General features: G+C 44.5%; 24 protein-coding genes. 22 read left to right on the top strand and 2 right to left on the bottom strand.

Annotated elements, in window-relative coordinates:
* Positions 1-79: 79 nt before the first annotated feature.
* On the bottom strand, positions 80-439 hold the full coding sequence (locus CHH48_RS19985) for an HNH endonuclease (RefSeq protein ID WP_095220815.1): 360 nt from the start codon (positions 437-439) through the stop codon (positions 80-82).
* Positions 426-1517 carry a hypothetical protein gene (locus CHH48_RS18965; RefSeq protein WP_095220814.1) on the bottom strand — a complete coding sequence of 364 codons (1092 nt, stop codon included), beginning with the start codon at positions 1515-1517 and terminating at the stop codon, positions 426-428. The genes CHH48_RS19985 and CHH48_RS18965 overlap by 14 nt, the downstream gene beginning before the upstream one ends.
* Positions 1518-2300: 783 nt before the next feature.
* Between CHH48_RS18965 and CHH48_RS18960 the strand changes: the two genes are divergently transcribed.
* From CHH48_RS18960 to CHH48_RS18855, 22 genes are all read left to right on the top strand, one after another.
* Positions 2301-2711, top strand: coding sequence for a hypothetical protein (locus CHH48_RS18960; protein ID WP_095220813.1), 411 nt, complete (start codon positions 2301-2303; stop codon positions 2709-2711).
* Positions 2712-2813: 102 nt separating this feature from the next.
* Positions 2814-3002 carry a hypothetical protein gene (locus CHH48_RS18955; RefSeq protein WP_095220812.1) on the top strand — a complete coding sequence of 63 codons (189 nt, stop codon included), beginning with the start codon at positions 2814-2816 and terminating at the stop codon, positions 3000-3002.
* 706 nt (positions 3003-3708) lie between these two features.
* Complete coding sequence (locus CHH48_RS18950) at positions 3709-4023, top strand: hypothetical protein (RefSeq protein ID WP_095220811.1); 315 nt, start codon at positions 3709-3711, stop codon at positions 4021-4023.
* Positions 4020-4373 carry a hypothetical protein gene (locus CHH48_RS18945; protein WP_095220810.1) on the top strand — a complete coding sequence of 118 codons (354 nt, stop codon included), beginning with the start codon at positions 4020-4022 and terminating at the stop codon, positions 4371-4373. Before CHH48_RS18950 ends, CHH48_RS18945 begins: the two co-directional genes overlap by 4 nt.
* 27 nt (positions 4374-4400) lie before the next feature.
* A complete protein-coding gene (locus CHH48_RS18940) occupies positions 4401-4877 on the top strand; it encodes a phage terminase small subunit P27 family (protein ID WP_095220809.1) in 477 nt (158 codons plus the stop codon).
* The gene (locus tag CHH48_RS18935; protein WP_095267134.1) at positions 4874-6613 is read left to right on the top strand and encodes a terminase large subunit; all 1740 of its coding nucleotides are present in this window, start codon (positions 4874-4876) and stop codon (positions 6611-6613) included. The genes CHH48_RS18940 and CHH48_RS18935 overlap by 4 nt, the downstream gene beginning before the upstream one ends.
* 12 nt (positions 6614-6625) lie before the next feature.
* On the top strand, positions 6626-6940 hold the full coding sequence (locus CHH48_RS18930) for a hypothetical protein (RefSeq protein ID WP_141230092.1): 315 nt from the start codon (positions 6626-6628) through the stop codon (positions 6938-6940).
* Entirely contained in the window at positions 6940-7140 is a 201-nt protein-coding gene (locus tag CHH48_RS18925) for a hypothetical protein (RefSeq protein WP_095220831.1), read from the top strand. Before CHH48_RS18930 ends, CHH48_RS18925 begins: the two co-directional genes overlap by 1 nt.
* A 6-nt stretch (positions 7141-7146) precedes the next feature.
* A complete protein-coding gene (locus CHH48_RS18920) occupies positions 7147-8409 on the top strand; it encodes a phage portal protein (protein ID WP_095220832.1) in 1263 nt (420 codons plus the stop codon).
* Positions 8410-8440: 31 nt separating this feature from the next.
* Positions 8441-9007 carry an HK97 family phage prohead protease gene (locus tag CHH48_RS18915; protein ID WP_095220841.1) on the top strand — a complete coding sequence of 189 codons (567 nt, stop codon included), beginning with the start codon at positions 8441-8443 and terminating at the stop codon, positions 9005-9007.
* A gap of 1 nt (position 9008) precedes the next feature.
* Positions 9009-10202: a phage major capsid protein gene (locus tag CHH48_RS18910; RefSeq protein ID WP_095220833.1), complete on the top strand. Its 1194-nt coding sequence runs from the start codon at positions 9009-9011 to the stop codon at positions 10200-10202.
* Between the two features lie 30 nt (positions 10203-10232).
* Positions 10233-10532 carry a head-tail connector protein gene (locus tag CHH48_RS18905; protein ID WP_095220834.1) on the top strand — a complete coding sequence of 100 codons (300 nt, stop codon included), beginning with the start codon at positions 10233-10235 and terminating at the stop codon, positions 10530-10532.
* A gap of 4 nt (positions 10533-10536) precedes the next feature.
* Positions 10537-10893, top strand: a complete 357-nt coding sequence (locus CHH48_RS18900) for a phage head closure protein (protein WP_095220835.1) — start codon at positions 10537-10539, stop codon at positions 10891-10893.
* Positions 10883-11269, top strand: coding sequence for an HK97-gp10 family putative phage morphogenesis protein (locus CHH48_RS18895; protein ID WP_095220836.1), 387 nt, complete (start codon positions 10883-10885; stop codon positions 11267-11269). Before CHH48_RS18900 ends, CHH48_RS18895 begins: the two co-directional genes overlap by 11 nt.
* Positions 11266-11658 carry a hypothetical protein gene (locus tag CHH48_RS18890; protein WP_095220837.1) on the top strand — a complete coding sequence of 131 codons (393 nt, stop codon included), beginning with the start codon at positions 11266-11268 and terminating at the stop codon, positions 11656-11658. The genes CHH48_RS18895 and CHH48_RS18890 overlap by 4 nt, the downstream gene beginning before the upstream one ends.
* Before the next feature lie 24 nt (positions 11659-11682).
* Positions 11683-12288, top strand: coding sequence for a major tail protein (locus CHH48_RS18885; protein WP_095220838.1), 606 nt, complete (start codon positions 11683-11685; stop codon positions 12286-12288).
* Positions 12289-12367: 79 nt separating this feature from the next.
* Positions 12368-12709, top strand: coding sequence for a phage tail assembly chaperone G (gene gpG / locus CHH48_RS18880; protein ID WP_095220839.1), 342 nt, complete (start codon positions 12368-12370; stop codon positions 12707-12709).
* 273 nt (positions 12710-12982) lie between these two features.
* Positions 12983-17623, top strand: coding sequence for a phage tail tape measure protein (locus CHH48_RS18875; RefSeq protein ID WP_095267132.1), 4641 nt, complete (start codon positions 12983-12985; stop codon positions 17621-17623).
* Positions 17613-18437, top strand: coding sequence for a phage tail family protein (locus tag CHH48_RS18870; protein WP_095267130.1), 825 nt, complete (start codon positions 17613-17615; stop codon positions 18435-18437). Before CHH48_RS18875 ends, CHH48_RS18870 begins: the two co-directional genes overlap by 11 nt.
* A 13-nt stretch (positions 18438-18450) precedes the next feature.
* Positions 18451-19473: a phage tail protein gene (locus CHH48_RS18865; protein ID WP_095267128.1), complete on the top strand. Its 1023-nt coding sequence runs from the start codon at positions 18451-18453 to the stop codon at positions 19471-19473.
* 4 nt (positions 19474-19477) lie between these two features.
* Complete coding sequence (locus tag CHH48_RS18860; protein ID WP_095220829.1) at positions 19478-20524, top strand: hypothetical protein; 1047 nt, start codon at positions 19478-19480, stop codon at positions 20522-20524.
* Positions 20521-21196 (top strand): phage baseplate upper protein (locus CHH48_RS18855; protein ID WP_141230091.1); only part of this gene is annotated, 676 nt, incomplete at its 3' end. The genes CHH48_RS18860 and CHH48_RS18855, both read left to right, overlap by 4 nt.

Below are 21196 nucleotides of genomic sequence, written 5' to 3'. Positions count from 1 at the left end.
TAATAGGTTTCATTTCGACAGAAACGCGCATAATCCTTCTCGAATCCAAATATATCATTTATGGGCTGCCAAAGGTAGCCTATTTTTTGTGTTCCCTGTTATGACAAGCTGCACATACAGAAACTAGGTTGCTATCAATTAGGCGCAGGCTCCAATCCTCGGACGTTTCTATTATGTGATGGACGATCGTAGCAGGGGTTACAAATCCTTTTTTTAAGCAGTCCTGGCAAAGATAATTGTCGCGGCGCAGTATATTTTCCCGCTTTGTTCTCCAGGAAGCAGAGGAATAAAAGCTTATATACTCTTTTTTCTCCCGCCGTCGCTGCTGGTTATAAATTCGGTTATCGTGTCCTTTATGAGCGGGACAAAATTTTTCGCCGCTGCTGTAATCTATCAATTTCCTGCAGTTTACCTTCTTGCATTTCTTATATACTGCCATTGTCTACAAATGCCTTTATATCGGGGTTTTTCGGTGTTGCTACGGGCGATTCTGACGCAATTTTATACGTATAGACGGGCTGCACTTCAGTAAATGCCTTGTACGCGGCCTTACGTTCTTTGTTTTCCCGAATCTTGTTTATGTCGGCTACGTCTGCAGCAAGATCCTTTCCTCGAGTATTTTCTTTAATGATGTTTGTTATTACCTGGTTTTCCTTCTGGATCAGACCGGCAATAACATAATATACGGCCGGGTGACGTTCTCCCAGCTGCATATCTTCCAGGAAGTAAGGTAGATCCTGGCCGCTTACATTATCCGAGATAATATCCGAGAGCCTATCTGCGTCATTAAACAGCTTCCGGAATAGATCGGATTCCTGATCGACAAGATCGAAAAACGACTTGATATATTTTCTTTCTTGCTGCAGGAGCATTTCGCTTTTTGATTGGATCAGATACTCGTATTTCGGCAAACTCTTTCTAATAGCTTTGATCACATTATTTATACGCTGATTTAAGCGGCGGGTATCGTAATTGTAGATCTCTTTTAGCTCGTCGTCTGTATGAGTGAAACAGGATCGAACAAAATCGGCTACGTCTGCCCGTATATATTGCTCCAGGAGCATGTATGCAAAGCTTTTGTTTAATCCATAATCAGCAGCAGCTGCAAGCTCGTTTTCGATCTCCTGGACGTTTCTAGCAATCTCATTTTCGTAAATCTCTAGGTTATCGGTGTAAATAGTAGGGGAATCGGTCCAGGATCTTTCCTTTCCTCGGCCGGATCTCACTTTTCCGGAATCTATTGCTATCTGCGATTCAGTTTCATAGAAAGCATTTAAGTAAATATAGTTTCTGCAATAGCGGTGCAGCTCATGGCTGCTATTGGCCAGGATCTCGTCCAAATCAGAAATAGGGGTTTTCTTATTCTTAATAAAGCGCTGCGTCAAATCAAATAGGGAAGAAGTATATAAACCATTGAGGTAAGAAACATCATAAGAAGGGTATTTACGGGCCAATGCGCGACGGTACATATCAGCTGCAGCGTGTTCTATAATGCGGGTCATAATCATATTTTCCATGCTGAAAGTTTCCTCCAAAATTCATAATATGGGGTTCGTATGTTCGTAAATCTATTATCCTATATAATGGTTTGTAAAATCCATAGAGAAATAGAAAAATCATACTTTCATTAACCTATGAAACCTTGATATTAAAGGATTTTTCATATTTAATAAAAGAACAATAAAAAAGCCAATAACAACACAATAAAATATATAATAGAAATCTATTTATAGGTAAAAGTTATCAACAGAAAAAGCGGATTGTTTATAAAAATGTGGATAGTATTTTAGTCGGATAATAGAGAGAGTGGACAAAAAGTAACACAATAACATATTTACTGTCCTGCAGCTCCAGGCTTCTAGCGTTAAGGGGGCTAGTGGACAAAAAGTAACACAATAACATATTTAATCTTTTAGGGTCTTACCCGCAGGGGAAGGGCAGCAGAATATACAAGATTTTATGCATTATTAGGCTCTTATTCACTTAGGGGACTTAGGCAAAAAAGGCTTTAAATCAATGAATGTATGAAAAACTGTATATTAGGTATTCTTTGGCCATAGGGGGAAATCCTTTAGAAATGTAGTGATAACAAGGCTTTAAGTGGTTTTATGCTGGTTTACATAATTCAAGCTATCGGAAGTAAAGAAGAATATTTATACAAGGGATAATAAGGCTGTTAGTAGGTTGGGGGACAGAGTGGATCCTTTCGGGTTTCTCCTGCAGGTCTTTCCAGGAGCGGCTAGACGAAATGCAACCAATCTACAAGTATGCTGCTAGTTTTGCAACCAGGAGGGCATAGCGTGAAGATCTGGGATTTTAGCTATTATATAGACGATGGCCATAATCTATTATACAAGGAATTGCGGCGGCTGTTTAAGAAAGAGAGCTATAGGTATGATGTGTTTTGTTATGTAGCTGCAGCAACCGGCAAACACTCAATTAAACAATGCATTAAGGCGGGGAAGTTTGTAGATGAAGAATCTATATTTAATCTAGCGGCGGACTTCTCGGAGAAAGATAGGGCGCTAGTCGAAATAGCTTATCAGCTGGCGCATATGTATAACTTGCTCGGCTACCAGGATCCGCAAGGCTTAATGCATTTCAGATACGTTAATCTGCAGGATCTCTTTGGCTATCTGGATACAGCGTCGCGTAAAGTTGCATTAACGGCTATGTACCATGCTTATGTAACAAACGGACCGGCTGAATAAGTGTGAAAATAGTTATATATTAGTAACCTTTTTTATATTTAAAAGTAACCATTTTTATATTAGAATAGAGGTAGAATATAAAGCATAGGGAGCTGCTATACAATGAGCAAAAGACAAGTTGAATTTTCGGAAGCGACGCAAAAGAAATTAGATACTATGGCTGAGGAAACAGGAATAACGCGAATAGCTTTAATTAAAATGGCCGTCGAATCTCTTGTAGCAAACTATGAAGTAAAGGGCGGCTTTATCTTTGCTGACTTACTTAACCCGGATCATAGATTTAAAAAGTAATTAGAGGGAGAGCTTAGATATAAAATCGTTATTGTTCGGGATACTATTTGCTTTCATTTATCTGGCCATAGATTGCTATGCAGAGGTTCTTTTCTTTCCGGCAGAAACAGCTCCTTTGGGTTGGTTCGTATCATTCTGCGACGAAGTAAGAGCCAGTATTTTTTCTTTATTAGGAACAGCAATAAACATTTAATACTATGTTATTAATTAATAACAATACGAACAACAATAATAATTTAATACAATCACTAATAAGAACATGAACAGTCATTTAATACATATAAAAATGCTTAAAAGTGTACGAAAAAAGGCCGAAAACGTGCGAAAAAGGCACGATTTATGCTAATTTCGTACACTTTTTTATTATGGGTGTTTCTGATGGTGTTCGTATGTTCCTCGGAAAAGTTTGACCAGGTACATATATAAATAGTGAATACTACTTGCTGCTTTCTTCGCATGAAATCAGCAAATCCGGAATTTGGCCAGCAATTCAAAGGCAGAGTACCCCCCTAGCGCATACCCCCTTACTATATGGCGCCCATTTATACGATGCCCCCGCTTCTTTTAGAATTTTCCCCGAAATGAAGTTTGATTGCGCGGGCCGGATCCGTCGAAATCCTCGATTTTTCCTCTTAGCAGCTGCTAACGAGTGGCTGCCCCTCACGAAATTAATTATTTTCCTATATCAATTTGAAGGAGTGAAGGCATGACGTTTTTATACTTCATACTCGGATACTTTGGCTTCGGTCTGATTTATTCCGGGCTTACTTTTTCCCCTTTGGCCAGGGCGTCAATTTACGCGGCGATGAAGTCGCAGCAGCTGACAACAGATCCAAATGATCTTTTCTGGAGAGAGCCAGAAGCGCATGAAGTAGTTGGCGGATTTATCATCACTTTTGTAGTTACAGTCTTTAAGATCTTTGCGTTTCCGTTTTTCTTTTTTGTGGATCCGTTTATATGGATTCAATCCAGGAAGATCAAGCGGAAAGCTAAAATGTATAAGGAGCTGGCGAGCGTATGATCTGGTGGTTTGTTGCTATGCATGTTCTCGGCGGTTTATATGCCTGGTTATGGCGGAATCAGAACGAGAACTTATTTTATGCGCTGCTGCTAAAGACGAAGGATTTAGATAAACTTGTCGAATTATCAAAGACCGATTATCGAACTTTGACAATACGGCAGTATTTTAAACAATGCGCCATATATGATCAGGTCTTGAAAGACGAAAAAAAGCTACGGAAAAAGGCTGCTGTTATTGGTCTGATCTGGACAGCTTTAAGAACTGCGCTACCGCCGGTTATGATTGTATTAGATATTATTTTTTTAAGACATATACACAAAAAGTACACTCAATACGAGGGTATGATTTAGGTTCGTTTAGCGCCAGGAGGTGGGACAATGGCAGGAAGAAAGAAAAAGCTAACGGACACATTACAAGGGAACCGATCAAAGGACGAGCTGGCCGAGCGAAAGCAGGCAGAGGAAGAACTGTACCAATTCAAGCCGATAACTTCGGATATACCAGCCTGGCTTGATACTGCAGGAAAAAAAGAGTATAAAAGGATCCTGCCTTTACTTGAAGAATTGCCTATTGCTGATCTTGATAAATCGTTAATACTACTTTATTGTTCTCATTATGCAACCTTTATTAAAGCTAACCAGGACATAAAGAAGAACGGCATAACAATAGAGCATGTCGGGGCTTATGGTAAGTACATGAAAAAGAACCCGGCCGTAGAAATTGCTAATGCTGCGTCAAAAGAAATCAAAAGCATAGCTTCTTCCCTGGGAATGTCTATAGATTCCCGTATGCGAATAGTAACGCCGGAAGTCAAAGAGGAACAGGACGACTTTGCGGAGTTGGCCAGACGATGACGGCTTATAACGTAGCTGCAATACCTGACTATGCTACGATTTACGCCGAAAAGGTTTTATCTGGTGAGATAACAGCAGGAAAAAAGGTAATAGCTGCAGCTAAAAGGCATTTACGCGATTTAGAAAGAATCGGATCCGACGACTTCCCCTACATTTACAACCCCGAAGCAGGCCACAAGGTAATAGACTTCATGGAGCTTTTGCCGGATATAAATACTGGCGAGCTTACCAAACTAGCCCTATTTCAAAAATTTATAGTAATGTCGCTGTATTCCTGGCAGCACAAAGATACAGGAAACAGGCGTTTTACAAAAGCGCTTATATCAATGGCCAGGAAAAACGGAAAATCCGTCCTGGTGGCCGGAATTGCTCTTTATGAGCTAATTTACGGCAAAAGCCCGGCATATAACCGGCAGATCTACAGCACAGCCAATTCTAAAACGCAGGCGTCGATCGTCTTTAAAATGATCATGCAGCAGCTGAAGAAAATCCGGCCGAGATCTAAATTTATCCGGAAGGCTACCAAGATCACAGAAAGTAAAAGCGAGATCGAGCATTTACCTACATTCAGCGTTATACGCCCTCTAAGTAAGGATACCGGCGGAAATATCGACGGTTTCCAGCCCCTTGTCGGGATCCTGGACGAGTACCACGCTTCTAAAACTACCGAAATGATGGAAGTATTAGAATCCGGCCAGACCTTGCTAGAAAATCCCCTAATACTCATTATCAGTACAGCAGGTTTCAAGCTATCCCTTCCGATGTATAGCATTGAATACAAATACATTTCCAAAATACTTACGGATCAAGTCCAGGACGAAAATTACTTTGCTCTTGTCTATGAACAAGACGACGAGGAAGAAGTACACGACGAAAGCCTTTGGATTAAATCTAATCCTTTGATGGAAGTCGAAGCAGTAGCAAAAATAATTCTGCAGCGAACAGGTAAGAAGCTGCGGGAAGCTTTGGCCAAGAATGAGCTAAACGGAACGCTAGTAAAAAACTTCAATATGTGGCGCCATTCTTCTGAGGAAGGTTTTATATCCGGTCCAGACTGGAGCAAAAACGAGATCGAGCGGCCAGACATTACCGGCCGGCCTGTTTTTATCGGTGTCGATCTATCGCGTACAGACGACTTATCAGCCGTTACGTTTATTTATCCTTTTGAAAATGTCGAATATGACTTCTATATAGACAGTCATAGCTTTGTGGCGACGAAAGGCGGCCTGGAGAGCAAAGTAGAGCGGGACAAAATCGACTATATGAGCATGGCCAGAAAAGGTTATTGCACAATTACCGACAAGCCGACAGGCATTATTAACCTGCAGCAAGTCGTCGACTATATCCTGGAGCATGTAGAAAAGAATCAGCTCGACGTACAAGGGATTTATTACGATCCGTATAATGCTTCGTTATTCGTCAATGAGATTGAGCCTTACGACTTTCCATTAGTAGAGGTTCGCCAGGGTGTCCGGACGCTTTCCGAACCAACAAAGCATTTCCGGAACCAGGTAACAGACGAGAAAATAAAGCATAGCGGAAACCCTCTTTTAGATGTGGCGGTAAATAACGCAATTCTGAAAGAAGATAACGACGCGGTACAGATCGACAAGCGGAAAAACCGGGAGAAGATCGACCCGATAGCTGCAGGTATGAACGCATATACCGACGCTATGTATTATTTCCATGAAGATGATCTAAACGAATACTACGAAGGCGAGGAATTTTCCTTCTAAGGGGGTTATATGTTGGAGCAAAAAGCAAACTGCGTTAGTTGTCGCCAGGACTTCGTACCGAAGATCCAAAGCGAATGGGCCACAAAAGGAGTACGCCGGCATTATTTCGCTTGTCCTCATTGTGGAGTGCAATATACGTCCAGGTATGTGAGCAGGGCGATCCAATCCCGACAAATGAAAATCCGGATCCGTAGAAAGAAAATAAAGAACCTGGCCAAAGGCGATATAGAAAACATAGAAAGATTATCTGCAGAGATCGAGAAACTTGCTGCGGAAAACAAAAAAGAAATGCAGGAGCTGCGGGGCCTGCTGGAAGGGGTGTCATAGTGAACTTTTCGATAATTACTAAAGTGCTGCTTCTTGTTTGCGCTTTTATATCCGATCAGCTGCATAGCTTATTGCTGCTGGCCGGCATGGCAACAATTAATGCAGCTGTTTACCTTCATTCCTTCACATGGGGGCTAGGAGTAACAGGCGTTTTCCTTATCCTTATAGCCGTACTTCTCGATAGAGAAGGGAGGGAATAACACTACATGGGATTTTTTAAATCACGATCTGAAACCAGGAGCCAGCTGCAAAATTACGATATGCCCGTTATCGAGCTCCCGGATCAAGTGAAAGGGTTAAATGGCCGAGTATATGCTGGAGTGGGAGCAATCAAAAACAGCGATATATTTACAGCTGTTCATACATTAGCTTCTGACGTTGCCGGCAGCCCGATCAGCGTAATGAAAAGCAATATAAAAGATGATGATACTCATCTTTTTCACCTGCTGAACAACAAGCCGAATCCTCATTATTCGGGATATTTTCTGAAATACCTTTTCATGGTTACGGCTTTGCTGAATGGAGAAAGCTTCGTCCATATCTTACGGGACGCTGCCGGGGATCCTAGCGATCTTTACCATAGACCTATCAGCGACGTAGTAACCAAAGAAGATAAGAAAGGTATTTATTACGAGCTACGCCTGGGAAACAAAACGCAACGAGTAGAAGCAAGCGACATGCTGCATTTTCGTTTCTTCACGCTGGACGGAATAACCGGTATCAGCCCGATCACTTCACTAAGCTACGAGCTCAAAACGCAGGAAGCAAGTAAGCGGCTGCTGTTCGACTTCTTCAAGAAAGGAACAACGGCCAGCGGTACCCTAACCATGAAAGGGAAAGCGCAGCTATCCAGAGAAGCAAAGGATAATATCCGAGAGAAATTCGAGAAACAATTTTCCGGAGCGAGCAATAACCAGCGTATTATCGTCCTCAACGATGGCGAGGTATTCGAGCAGATCCAAGTCGATACCGAGATCTTAAAGCTGGTAAATGGTTACACGCATGGAACGCTGCAAATAGCAAAAGCCTTCGGTTTACCCCCTCACAAATTAGGCATTGAACAGCCTAACACTTCATTGGAGCAATCCAATCTTGATTACCTGACAAATACACTTTCCCGTTATTTCAACGCAAGCATAGCTGAAATGAAATTTAAGCTGCTTCCGGATCCGTTACATTACCTTTACGACCTGGAATACGACATAAGTAAATTTAAGATGACAGATTCCAAAACGAAAAGGGAAAACGTGACTGCTCTTATGCAGGCTTCGATCTACAGCATAAACGACGCCCGTAAAGAGTACGGAAAGCCCCCGATAGAAAACGGGGACAAGCACCTGGTTAGCTTGAATTACACGACCCTGGATCAGCTGGAAGAATACCAGATGGCCAAGTCGAAAAATAATCCAGTCCCTTCTGCTGCAGAAGAAAATCCAGACTTGAAAGGGGGTGGAGAAAGTGGAGAATGAAAAACGCATTTTACTCGATGGATCTTTGGAAATGAGATCCGAGCAAAGCGAAGGCGGAAAGCAAGTCCTATCCGGATACGCTCTTAAATTCAACAAGAGAAGCGAGAACCTGGGCGGCTTTGTAGAAATCATTACGCCAGGCGCTCTTAAAAATGCGGATATGTCTGATGTTAGGGCGCTGATTGATCACAACCCTGGCCAGATATTAGGGCGTACAAAGGCCGGAACCTTAAAGCTTGCCGTCGATGAAGTCGGCCTGCGCTTTGAAGTAGAGCTGCCAGGCACACAATACGCGAATGATCTTTATCAAAACGTACAGCTGCGTAATATTACGCAATGCTCTTTCGGTTTCCTTTTAGCTCCGAAGGGTGATTCCTTCGAGTACGACAAAGAAGCCGGCGTATATCTGCGTCGCTTAAATAATATTTCCCGGCTTACGGACGTTTCCGTAGTTACTTATCCGGCGTACCAGGACACAAGCGTAGACATTGCCAAAAGAAACCTAGATCAGTATAAGCAGGAACAAAACAGCGCCGAAACAGAAGCGCTGCTGTTTCAATTAGATTTACTTAAATTACAAAACGAAGGGAATTTTTGAAATGACATTAAAAGATAAAATCCTAAAAGCGAAAAAGGATCTTACAGAAAAACGAAGCCAGTACAATACACTTATTACCGACGCTGCTACACGCGCAGAAAGTGGCGATCTTGATAAGGCAAAGGAAATCAAAAAGCAAATTGACGAGCTGAAAGCAGAAATCGAGAACCTGCAGGCGACCGTCGAAACATTGGAGGAAATTGCGGGACTAAAACCGGAAGAAGATAAAAAAGATCCTGCAGCTGATCCAGCGAAAGCAGGACCAGAGGAACAGCGCAGCTTGCTAGGCTCCCAAGTCGATATGCAAGCAGTAGAAGCTTTCGGGAACTATATCAAATCCCAGGGCGAGGAACGATCTGCCCTTACTTCTGCAGACGCTGGCGTAGTAATTCCGGAACAGGTTGTTACTCGAGTGAAAGAACGAAAAGAAACTGGCCTGGATCTAACAAAAATGATCACAGAAGAACCGGTAACAACAGGCAGCGGAACATATCCAGCAGCTAAACGTACAAGCATGGGACTTTTAACAAAAGAAGAAGCTGCTCTAATTGAGGACGTAGATAAAGAGCTATTTATCCCGGTTGAATGGAAAGTAGCGACTTATGCCGGTAAATTGATTCTTTCCCAGGAAGCCCTAGACGATTCCGCAATTAATCTTGCTGATCGTGTATCTAAGCACCTGGAAACAATGCGAGTAAATACGGATAACCGTAAAATCGTCGAGATCCTAAAAACATTTACGAAAGTACCAGCGACAACAGTAGACGACTTGAAAACAGTTGCTAACGTCGCATTGGATCCGGCCCTAGTTTCTACAGTTGTCGTAAACCAATCTGCGTATAACGAGCTGGACAAATTGAAAGACAAAGACGGCCGTTACTTGCTGCAGCCTAACATTTCCTCACCAAGCGGCTATTCCTTCTTAGGTAAGCCGGTTGTAATCATTCCGGACGTTATCCTGCCAAACGGTGGAACTGCAGCTAACCCGAAATATCCGATCTTTATCGGTGATCTGGAAGAAGCCGTATTTAAAGCGAAAAGAAGCGTTGTTACAGCAAAATGGACGCAATTCGATTCCTATACACAAGGATTGGCAATCACAATGCGCGCTGATTACAAACAAATTGATCCGGACGCTTGCCGTTATATCGAGTTTGTACCAGCTGCTCCAGCAACAGAAACAACTACAGCGTAATTGCTGCTTATCTAAAGGAGGGGTAAGCGCATGGCCGTAACTATGCAAGAAGTGAAAGACAATCTCCGGATAGATCATGATTTTGACGACGATCTTATAAAGCGATTCCTCAACGCTGCAGAGAAATATATCAAAGACAGCGTAACCCTTTCCCCTAATCGTGAACCCTACTTTGCAGATAATGCCCTCTATGATCTGGGCGTTATTCTCCTGGCCAGCCATTATTATGAAAGCCGACTAGCTGCTACTGAAAAAGAAAAGAAGGAGATCCCTTACGGGGTTACTTCTTTTATCACGCAGCTAGAAGCGGCCTACATGGAAGAAGGTTAACCACATGGCCATAACAGACCCTAGCAAAATGAACGAGCGTATCAGCTTCGCCAGGCCCCAGGAAAAGAAAAATAGTCATGGAGTAGCAGAAACTACTGACCAGGTTATTTTCAGCTGCTGGGCAGCAATGCCGAAGAAGTTTCTAAACGAAGTAAAGGCCAGTATAGGCACAGTCCTGGAGGACAGCGTAACTTTCGTAATCCGCCAATACCAAAAAGAACAGGTAGAAAATGATATGGTCATACTTCATAAAAACGTGCGTTATGCGATTGAGAAAATCAATCCGGACACAGACGACAAAACATATATGACGATCATTGCTAAAGCTGAAAAAGTGAAGGCGGCCAAGAATGTCGATTGAATTTAGCGGGCTTAATGAACTGGATAAGAACTTACGGAAACTAGCAGTATCGGAAAAGAAGATACGTAATAGAGCCATACGTAAGGCAGGCGAAGCGTTTGCCGAGCGATTGGAACGTAATACCCCGGTTGACCGGGAAACGGAGCGCAAGGGCTCACACGTTCATATGAAGGACGATGTGCAGATCTCAGGCGTAAACCAGGACGGTATTATTTCGGTGGGATATGGGAAGGAAACGCATTGGCGCGTACACTTCGCAGAAACAGGGACGATTAAACAAAGGCCCCAGGGCTTCATACAGCAAACAGAAGAAGAAATGCAGGATAGAATCCTGGAGATTATGCAGGCGGAAATACGGAAGGGGTTGGGCTTATGAGATTACCGGCTTCGCAAGTTTACGACATTCTTATGTCGGATCCGGAGTTTACTAGCCTGGTAAACCCCGATCATATTTTTACGATTGAGGTACCGGAGAGCAAAAGGCAGCCGGAGCATGCGCCGTTAGTCCGGATAGTTGAGATTAGCGACTACAGCAGCGGCTTTGCTAATAACAGAAGCGTGAAAGTTTCCCTTACAGTCCAGGTTGATCTATGGACCGATGATCTGAACTTATTGGAAGCTGCAGAAGCTGCACAAATTGCAGCATTAGAAAATGCGAATTGGATTAAAGAGCGAGCTTTTCCGGTTGCAAAAGATCCGGATATTACGCCGCTTTATATGAGATCTATTCGTTACTCAACTGATCAATTTATAAAAGTAAAATAAAAGACGAAAAGGAGCTATGCAAACATGGCTAGTATTGGTTTTGATGGTATTGAAGTAGGTATCCACGATGGAGATACGGAGCAAATAAAAGAAGTTATCGACGTAGCAAAAGAAGCCGGCGCAATTAGTGCGGCAATTAGTGGCCTGGGCGCTGCTATGAAAACAACCTTCGCAAATAACGTGCCGTTCCACGTTGGGGCAGTTGGTACAGGCTCCCCGGAATTGACGTTAGGAGTAGTAGATTTTACGACAGACCAAGTTAATAAGATTCTGGGCGTACTTGTTGAAAATGGCGTGGAGAAAGTCGGAGCAAAAACACGCCCGCCTTACGTTTCCGTTCTTCTTCGTTCAGAAGCGCGTAACGGGGCGACGTTGTATATTGCTTTGTTGAAAGGGAAATTAAGCTATCCAGAATTGGAACTTAATACAGCTGAAGGAGAAACGCCAGATCTGAATACAGATGAAGTATCTGGATCCTTTATCGCCCGTCGTTCTGATGATTGGGTATTCTTTAAAGCAAGATCTGACGCCGAGGGCTTCGATCTACAGCAATTCAAAGAGCTTGTTTTCCCTGGTTACTCTAGCCTTCCAGGAACAGAAGAACCAGCAGCAACAGAGCCGACAGCTTAATAAATAATCACACTTTGGCCAGGGGTTACAGATCCCTGGCTTTCTTATATCAAAAAACAAATAACAAAGGAGTATTACCATGCTAACAATCGAATTGATGAACGAAAACGGAGTAAAAGAAAAACATGTACAAGGCTTTGTGAATGCGCGTAAATTCCGTCGCGTTCTTGAAGTATCTCAGAAGCTAGACGAAGAACAGGGGCCAGAAGCCAAAGGGCTTACGGAGTTGGAACAGATTGATATGATGATTGATCTTGTAGCAAGTCTTTTCGATACGGACAAAGTTACTTACGACACGATCCTGGACGGGTTAGCAGCTGAGGAACTAACAGAAGTCCTTTCCGATACAATGCTTTCCGTTATGGGTGACGAAGAAAAAAAGCAGCAGGCGAAAGCGGAGCTGAACAAGGTGACACAGTAACAGAAGGCGGCCCCTCAACTTACGCCGAATATCTCGAAAATCTCGACGACTTGTATAGGCAGCTGATGGAGCAAGGCTACAAGGTCAATGAAATCGAGGAAATGGACTTAAATCATTTTCTGCGCTTAATTAATAACTCGAAGAAAACGCCAGGTAAAGGGCGCAAGCGCAAAGATGATGTTATGTCTGCAGAGGATTTTTATAACAGCATATAAGCAGAGGGGGGAGCCGGTTAGGTTCCCTTTTTTTGTTTTCAAAAGGTAGGTGATATTTTTGGCCCAAAACGGTAAGCCGTTAGGTAGTATGATCGTAAATCTGGGCCTGGACGGATCTTCGTTTTCTAAGTCACTAGACGGAATAAAGCGCCAGCTGAAAACTGCACAATCTGAATTAAAGGCAAATCTTTCAGTAGTGAGCCAGGCAGGCGACGGCTATCTAACCATGAAAACGAAAGTAGAAGGTCTTAATAAAGTAATGGCTGCTAACCAAAAGCAGATCGAGATCCTTCACGAAAGATATAGCCAAGCCAAAAAGGATTACGGCGAAAATTCCAAAGAAGCGCAGAAGTATGCGACACAAATAAATAACGCGGTAGCGCGACAGTCTGCTATGCAGAAGCAGCTCGAGGATAGCCAGCTGGCTATGAAAGAGTTTCAGCGCGGTACCAAAGATTTAAAGACGCAGATTGACCAGGCGGCCCGGTCTACTTCTGCGTCTGTTTCTGTTCTGAAAGCCCAGGGCAAAGAGTACCAGGCGGCCAAAGCAGAAAAAGACGGATTAACTAAGTCTTATCGCCTGCAGACTGACTTGATCGAGCAGGAAAAGCAGAAGCTCGAGGATCTGATCAGCACAAAAGGCGAGGATTCCAGGGAAACCAGAGAGCAAAAGGTAGCAATCGAGGAAGCCATAGCAAAGCAAAAGCTAATGAAAAATACCCTTGATGATCTGGAGGACAAGCTAGGAAGTGCTACGGATCGTAATGCAAAGTTTGCCGATAGTATGGCCAAGATCAAAGAGCAGGCCGGGCAAGCAGCAACCAAGCTTAAAGACGCCGGCCGAGAAGCTTCGATGAAAGTCACGTTGCCAATCGTCGGGGCAATGGGTGCAGCTGTAAAAACCAGCATGGACTTTGAAGCGCAAATGTCCAGGGTTGGAGCTATTGCCGGATCTACCGGCGGCGAGCTGGACCAGCTGAAAGAATCAGCGCTTGATCTAGGGGCTTCTACTTCCAAAAGTGCGACAGAAGTAGCCCAGGCCCAGGAGAATCTTGCAGCCCTCGGATTTACTTCTCAGGACATTATCTCGGCCATGCCGGGTGTAATTAGTGCTGCAGAAGCTTCCGGCGCTGAAATGGCTCAGACGGCCGACGTAGTGGCTTCTGCCCTCAATATCTGGGGACTAGAAGCTGGCGAAGCGTCCAGGGTTGCCGATGTGCTTGCAGAGAGCGCAAACGCGACGGCTGCGGACATTACAGATATGCAATATGCCTTTAAGTACGCCGGCGCTCCTGCAGCTGCCCTGGGCGTGTCTATGGAGGAAACAGCTGCGTCAATCGGTATTATGACTAATGCCGGACTTGAAGGAGAAAACGCAGGTACAGCCTTACGGGCTTCGTTGCTTGCTTTGCTCAATCCAAGCGAGAAAAACAGTAAGACAATGGAAGCTCTAGGGATTAGCGTTACTGACGCCGAGGGTAACTTTATTGGGATCTCGGGAGTAGTGGAGAACTTCAAGAAATCGCTAGACGGACAAACAGAAACGCAGAAGGCTGCGACAATAGCCAGCCTGGTAGGAACGGAAGCTACGTCCGGTTTTCTTGCTCTTATGAACGCTGGCCCGGACGAGATCGACAAAATGACAACTTCCCTGGAGAATAGCGGCGGCGCTAGTGCAGAAGCAGCCAAAAAGATGAAAGATAATCTAAAGGGAGCGCTCGAGGAACTAGGGGGAGCAGTCGAAACTGCCGGTATCACGATTGGGAACGTATTGACACCAGCCATACAAAAGATCTCGGCAGGCCTGCAGGACTTAGTAACCTGGTTTAATGATTTATCACCAGGTTGGCAGAAGTTTATAACATATGCTGCGCTTGCAGCTGCAGCCGTCGGCCCGCTTCTAGTTACGCTGGGGATCCTGGCCGGATCCATAAGCAATATTGCTGGCGTTGTCGGCATGATGGGACTTAAATTCGGCAAGGCAGAAGGCAAGGTAAGCATATTCAGCAAGATTTTAAACGGATTGAAGATTGCAGGCGCAGCGCTCCTGGGGCCATTCGGTCTTATTGTGGCAGCCATTGCTGCAGTAGTGGCCGGCTTTATCCTGGCTTATAAGAAAATCGAGCCGTTTAGGGACTTCGTGAACAAGCTCGGCGCTTCGATTATGAACGCCTTCGGGAAAGTGAAGGAATTTTTCAGCGGGGATATACTGGCCAATGCAAAAAACCTTATTCCCCCGGAAATGCTCGAAACAGCGCTGGCCATTTTCGAGAAGCTTAAACAAGGTTTCCAAGTAGCAAAAGATCTTGTCATGCAAGCGGTAGGGGCTATCTCTACTTTCTTCATGGAAAAAGTCGGGGAAATCAAAGCTTTCTGGGACGAAAACGGCGCTATGATCCTCGAAGCCTTCCGTAATATTTTTGGCTTCATAAAAACGGTTGTTACTACAACTTTCTCCGTAATACTTGCCGTCGTAAAGCCGGTTCTATCGACTTTGTGGACGATTATACAGGCGGCGCTACCACCAATATCCGCATTATTTAAGGTCACTTTTGGCCTTATCCTCACAATTATCAAATCAATCTGGGGCAATATCCAGGGCGTAATTTCGGGCGCGCTAAATGTCATTATGGGCGTGGTGAAAATTTTCGCTGGCTTGTTTACTGGCAACTTCTCGAAAATGTGGGAAGGGATAAAACAGGCCTTTTCTGGAGCAGTCCAATTTATCTGGAATTTCGTGCAGCTTACCTTCTTCGGAAAGCTTCTTAAAGGCGTTGGAGTGTTTGCAAAATCCTTCGGCGGTTTCTTTAAATCGCTTTGGAATGGGATAAAAAACGTATTCTCGACGGTGATCGGCGGGATCGTGAATTTCTTCAAGAATAGCTTTACGAACATGCTTAATACTGGTAAATCAATCTTTACCACCTTGAAAAATTTCTTTTCTGCAACCTGGAGCGCCATAAAAAATATCTTTTGGACTGTAATACGGGCGGTTGTGGACTTCGTGAAATCTCGATTTACGAATCTAAAAAACAACACGACTTCAATTTTTACCGCTTTACGGGATACGGCCAAAAAGATCTGGAATTCCATAAAGGACAACATCATAAACCCGATTAAAAATGCTTATTCCTCGGTAATTAAACGCTTCGGGGATATGCGGGATAAAGGGCTGGAAATCTTCCGGAATATGAAAGACAAAGTATCCGGAATATTTGACGATATGGTAAAAGCCATAAAGGGCCTTCCAAAAAGAATGGGCGACGGACTAAGCAAAGCAGCGAAAAACATTGCTGGCGGTGTGAAGAACGTAAGTAAATTCTTACTCGAGGGATTGGCGAAGGGCGTAAATGGAGTGGGCGACGGGATCAACTGGATCCTAGACAAAGTGCATGCTCCTAAAAAGCTACGTATCCCGAAATGGAATATACCAGAATACGCAAAAGGGACCGATAACCACCCTGGGGGACCGGCTATCGTGTCGGACGGCAAGGGCAAAAACAAGCAGGAATTGATCCAGACCCCAGACGGCCGTACTTTCCTATCTCCTAAGAGAGAAACGATCCTTAACCTGCCTAAAGGTACTAGCGTACTAGACGGAAATAGCACAGCTGAATTGCTCAAAGCAAAGGGCATTATTCCAGCTTACAACGGCGGAAAAGGCTATATGCAGGCTGCCTGGGACGGAGCAAAGAGCGCCGGATCTAAAATCTGGGGCGGTGTGAAGTCGGCAGGAAAGGCAACCTGGAACGTGGCCAAGAAAGTAGGCTCAAAAGCGAAAGAGGTTGCGCTTGATGTATGGGATTACGTAAGCGATCCCCTCAGCTTAATCAAGAAGATGGTTAATAAATTCACCAATCTGGACGACGTTCTGGAGCCGGCGAAGGGCATTGCTACGGGCATGATCTCCAAAGCTACAGACGGCGCGAAAGATTGGATCAAAGGGTTGCTAGAAGGCGGCGACGTAAAATCCAGCGGAAACCCTACTGCAGACGTAAAGCGCTGGGTATCTCGAGCAATGGAGATTGCCGGCGTATCCGGAAAGAACTGGCTTAACGGCCTTTCTCTTATCGCTATGCGAGAATCTGGAGGGAATCCAAAGGCGGTTAATAACTGGGATATAAACGCGAAACGCGGGATCCCGTCTAAAGGTTTAATGCAGACAATCGAGCCGACATTTAACGCCTTCAAGAAAAAAGGATACGGAAATATCCTTAATCCTGTTCATAACGCCCTTGCTGCGATTGGCTATATCAAGTCCAGATATAAAACAATCGGTAACGTACCAGGCGTAAAGGCAGTAAACCAGGGCAAAAAATACGTCGGGTACGAAAATGGCGGCTTTAGCTATAAGCATAAGCTTGCCGAGATCAGCGAAGGCAACAAGCCGGAAGCGATTGTACCGCTGCATAAGAGCAAGCGGCGCCGAGCAATGCAGATCCTGGCCAAAGCTAACGAAATAGTCGGCTTTGAAAATGGCTCACAGGTAACTGTACAAAATGACAATTCCGGAATCATTGAGCGTCTGGACAAACAACTGGTATTAGCGCAGCAGCAGATCGACTTGCTGACAAGGTTGCTGCTGAAAAATACCGACGTAAACCTGGACGGCCAGAAAGTGACGGATTCGGTAAATGACAAGCAAGGCCAGCAGTACAAGCTGCAGGCTTACCAGAAAGGAGTAGTATATGGAACGTAAGTTATGGCTTGATAAACCGGAGGACGGGAGCCAGACCGAAGTAGGGCAGCTGAAAGGCTGCCATTTCCTCGAGCTGGAGATCTCTAGCCCGCAACCTACGACAACCTATCAGCAGATGGAAGGAGCTGACGGATCTAAAGATATGGGGACCACCTACGGCCCCCGTACTTTGTCCGCCAGTTTTTTAATTGAGGGCGACGACGTATTTAGCTTTCAGCAACTACAGCGCGAAGTATGGCTGCTCTTTTTATCCAGGGAAGCTTATTACGTTCGTTGCTCAGATAATCCTGGCATGCGCTGGCTGGTGCATGCGAAGCCCTTCGAGTATTCGGTACTGGATATGCTAAATAAAACCTTTACAGTCGAGCTGGAAGCTTTCCAGGGCTTTGCGGAATCAGTCGGCACGACGCTGGATCCTTTTACGTTCGATTCCGAGCTATGGCAGAATGGCCAGGGCTTAATAGGTGAGGATTTTCAATATCAATTCAGCAACAATAAATTCAGCGTATACAATGCCGGCGATCTCCTGGTAGATCCTCGAGAGCATGAGCTGCTAATCACAATCGAAGGACAAAGCGAGGGAGCAACCAGGATCCACAACAAGACAACCGGCGACGTATTCGTTTATAACCCGGTCTTGTTAGGTACGGACGTTCTCACGATTGACGGTCCTTATCCAAAAATAAACGGACTTCATTGCGGAAGATCAACAAATCATGGGCTGATCAGATTGGCCACAGGCTGGAACGACATAGAAATCCATAATGCTATCGGCCTGCAGGTAAGCTTCCTCTTTAGATTCCTGTATCACTAAGGGGGCGGAAAACATGATAGATATTATCGTTACTGATATGGACGAGCAATTTTCCGAGATCCTGGTAGGTTTCGACAGGGCAAGCTTTACCGAAGAATGGAGCAAGAACGCTACGCAGCAGATCAGCTTTTCTGTAACCAAAACGCAGCGTAATGCCTTTACGTTCGATCTCCTGGAGCATGAATCGTTCGTGGAATATGACGGCGAAACCTATGTAGTAAAGCAGCTTACAACAAAGGCTGCAGGATACACGATACAAAAGGACGTTACGGCAACACATATCAGCTTCACAGCCCAGGACGATTGGGCAGAAGCAACCAAATCCGGAAAGCTTACTATCCAGGATTGTCTGCAGCTGCTCTTTAATGGGAACAGCTTAGGCTTTACCTGGGAAGTAATCGGATCCTTTCCAAGTGTTGAGCAGGAGAACTTCGGAAATAAAAGCTTGCTCGATGGCGTAAACGAGATCCAGGAAGATTACGGGGCCATTATGGTACCGAGAAATAAGCACCTGGTATTCTATGATCCGGATTCCTTCGGAGAAAGGACCGAGAACTTTATCAGGTATAAGTACAATACAGATGATCTGCAGCTGCAGTTTGATACAACCAATCTGAAAACCGTTGTAAAAGGCTTCGGAAAGCAGAAAGACGACGGTACTTATTATTTCGATCCAATCACTTATACCAGCCCTAATATAAGCAAGTGGGGAAGAAGGGTAGCTGCTCCGGTATCTGACGAAAGATTTACGCAGCCGGATAGCATGCTGCAGAGCTTGAAAAACAGTCTGCAGGATTACCCGACTATTTCCGTTTCTGTTAGCTTGAAACGAAAAATAAACGTAGGGAAAGGCGATTACTGGCTAGTCATATATGAGCCGTTGGGGCTCGATATAGACGTTCAAATAGTCGCTTATAAAAAGTATCCGTTTATCAATAAACCGCCGGATATAACCCTATCTAACAGCAAAGAGGACATTATAAATATCCAGGTACAATTAGCTCGAGAATTAAAAAGACTGAAAGGAGCGAAGTAGATAGATGGCCTTTAAATTAAACAGATGGAAAGACCTTTTAAACGGTAGAGCATTTAGGGAGGATACCAACGCCAATTGGCAGATGATCGAGGAAATCGTGGCCGAGCTGATGAAAGCAGATGAAGCAACAAGAACCAGGCTTAATAATCTGATCTTGAAAAGCGGAGGGACAAGCCCTAACGAAGTGGTAGACAGTCGAGTAGATACAGAAAATAAGGTGCATGGATCCCTGCAGGATCGGCTGACTGCTGACTTTAATAAAATCAAAACGCAATATAGCGGCATTGATAGCCAGATGGTAGCCTTTGCTACGCTGGCCGCAGAGCTGCAGTCTGATCTCCAGGGCTTATATGACGCGAAAAGCGGCAGCGTGGAGATATACGTAGACGGAAACAAGGGAAGCGACGCAATCGGAACGGGGGCTTATGATCAGCCATTCAAAACGATCAGTAAAGCCGTTGCGTCTGTTCCGCTTCTTATGACCAATAATCTAACGATTATCTGCGCGCCGGCCAAGTATGACGAAGATGTTTACATTTCGCAGCTGCTGGCTCCCTCTATTGCTATTCAGCCCTCTAACCTGGAGAGTATAACCCCACATACAAAAGATACTGGCTTTTATGTCCGATCAATTACCGCTAAAAACATAAGCGGTTATTTTTATGTCGGCGGCCTTACTCAAATGAATACGGCCAATTCCGGAGCGAGATATACCCCTGGAGGACTTAACCAACCTTGTACGCTCTATTTCGATCGTGTTTCCTATCACGCGGTAAATAAATGCCGCTTTGCCGAGAACGTAAAAGCGCTCGAGAATTATGCTATTTATTCCTCAGCAAGTAACGGCCGAATTTATGATTGTAACTTTCAGAATCAATATGAATGTTACTTTACGAACTTTACGAGCAATACGGCTTTTGACCGATCAAATACCGGCAGCAATAATTTCCGAGCTATAAGCGCCGGCCGGTCTTTGGTATATGCAACTGCCCTGCAGGTAGCTGCTTCCGAACCGATCCGGACATATGAAGGGGGCCAAGTGTTTCAATGATGTATAAAACTGCAGTAGGCAGCTTCCAAGTCGGGGCGGCATTTTCCGCGCCGGCTGCAAACATAGCTTATTTTTCTACCCTGGATAAAGGGACAGCTAGGCTAGAGTTTCGGATCCAGGACGACCAGGGGCAGCCGCTGCCTTTGAGTGGAGTAAAGCCAAAACTGGCTCTACAGATGGGCGATAAAAGTACGTTTATACACGATAACGTAGAGATCCTGGATCCTATCGAGGGGATCCTAGAATATGTTCTATCTAACGATGAAATAAAACATTACGGCCAGGCCAGCGGGGAGCTTTACCTGGTTTATGATGATAGTCGCCAGGCTTCCGTCCATAAATTTAGCTTCAAGATAGAACGGGCTTTAATTGACGAAAGTGTAGACGTAATCCAGGAATATTACGTAAAGGACTTCGAGCTATTTAAAAAGGCGCTCGAGGACAAACTGGCTGCAACTAATGCAGCAATCGACGAAGCGAAAGCAGATATTGCTGCCACAGTACAGACGGCCACAACAAACGTAAACAATACAGCTGCAGCTGCTACAAAATCAATCAATGATACGGCGACAGCTGCTAAAAATTCCGTCACAACTACAGCCAATACGGCAAAGACGGACGTAACGAATACGGCCAACTCGGCCAAGAGCTCCATTACCTCTACGAAAACGG

Origin of the sequence: Terribacillus saccharophilus, from assembly GCF_002272075.1 — a bacterium.
Lineage (GTDB): Bacteria > Bacillota > Bacilli > Bacillales > Amphibacillaceae > Terribacillus > Terribacillus saccharophilus_A.
This window is presented reverse-complemented; position numbering and strand designations above follow the sequence as displayed.

Bases quoted from the DNA above. Each gene is read 5' to 3' on its own strand.
- CHH48_RS19985 (WP_095220815.1), bottom strand. From the start codon at position 439: ATGGCAGTATATAAGAAATGCAAGAAGGTAAACTGCAGGAAATTGATA.
- CHH48_RS18965 (WP_095220814.1), bottom strand. From the start codon at position 1,517: ATGGAAAATATGATTATGACCCGCATTATAGAACACGCTGCAGCTGAT.
- CHH48_RS18955 (WP_095220812.1), top strand. From the start codon at position 2,814: ATGAGCAAAAGACAAGTTGAATTTTCGGAAGCGACGCAAAAGAAATTA.
- CHH48_RS18950 (WP_095220811.1), top strand. From the start codon at position 3,709: ATGACGTTTTTATACTTCATACTCGGATACTTTGGCTTCGGTCTGATT.
- CHH48_RS18945 (WP_095220810.1), top strand. From the start codon at position 4,020: ATGATCTGGTGGTTTGTTGCTATGCATGTTCTCGGCGGTTTATATGCC.
- CHH48_RS18940 (WP_095220809.1), top strand. From the start codon at position 4,401: ATGGCAGGAAGAAAGAAAAAGCTAACGGACACATTACAAGGGAACCGA.
- CHH48_RS18935 (WP_095267134.1), top strand. From the start codon at position 4,874: ATGACGGCTTATAACGTAGCTGCAATACCTGACTATGCTACGATTTAC.
- CHH48_RS18920 (WP_095220832.1), top strand. From the start codon at position 7,147: ATGGGATTTTTTAAATCACGATCTGAAACCAGGAGCCAGCTGCAAAAT.
- CHH48_RS18915 (WP_095220841.1), top strand. From the start codon at position 8,441: ATGAGATCCGAGCAAAGCGAAGGCGGAAAGCAAGTCCTATCCGGATAC.
- CHH48_RS18910 (WP_095220833.1), top strand. From the start codon at position 9,009: ATGACATTAAAAGATAAAATCCTAAAAGCGAAAAAGGATCTTACAGAA.
- CHH48_RS18905 (WP_095220834.1), top strand. From the start codon at position 10,233: ATGGCCGTAACTATGCAAGAAGTGAAAGACAATCTCCGGATAGATCAT.
- CHH48_RS18900 (WP_095220835.1), top strand. From the start codon at position 10,537: ATGGCCATAACAGACCCTAGCAAAATGAACGAGCGTATCAGCTTCGCC.
- CHH48_RS18895 (WP_095220836.1), top strand. From the start codon at position 10,883: ATGTCGATTGAATTTAGCGGGCTTAATGAACTGGATAAGAACTTACGG.
- CHH48_RS18890 (WP_095220837.1), top strand. From the start codon at position 11,266: ATGAGATTACCGGCTTCGCAAGTTTACGACATTCTTATGTCGGATCCG.
- CHH48_RS18885 (WP_095220838.1), top strand. From the start codon at position 11,683: ATGGCTAGTATTGGTTTTGATGGTATTGAAGTAGGTATCCACGATGGA.
- gpG (WP_095220839.1), top strand. From the start codon at position 12,368: ATGCTAACAATCGAATTGATGAACGAAAACGGAGTAAAAGAAAAACAT.
- CHH48_RS18870 (WP_095267130.1), top strand. From the start codon at position 17,613: ATGGAACGTAAGTTATGGCTTGATAAACCGGAGGACGGGAGCCAGACC.
- CHH48_RS18865 (WP_095267128.1), top strand. From the start codon at position 18,451: ATGATAGATATTATCGTTACTGATATGGACGAGCAATTTTCCGAGATC.
- CHH48_RS18860 (WP_095220829.1), top strand. From the start codon at position 19,478: ATGGCCTTTAAATTAAACAGATGGAAAGACCTTTTAAACGGTAGAGCA.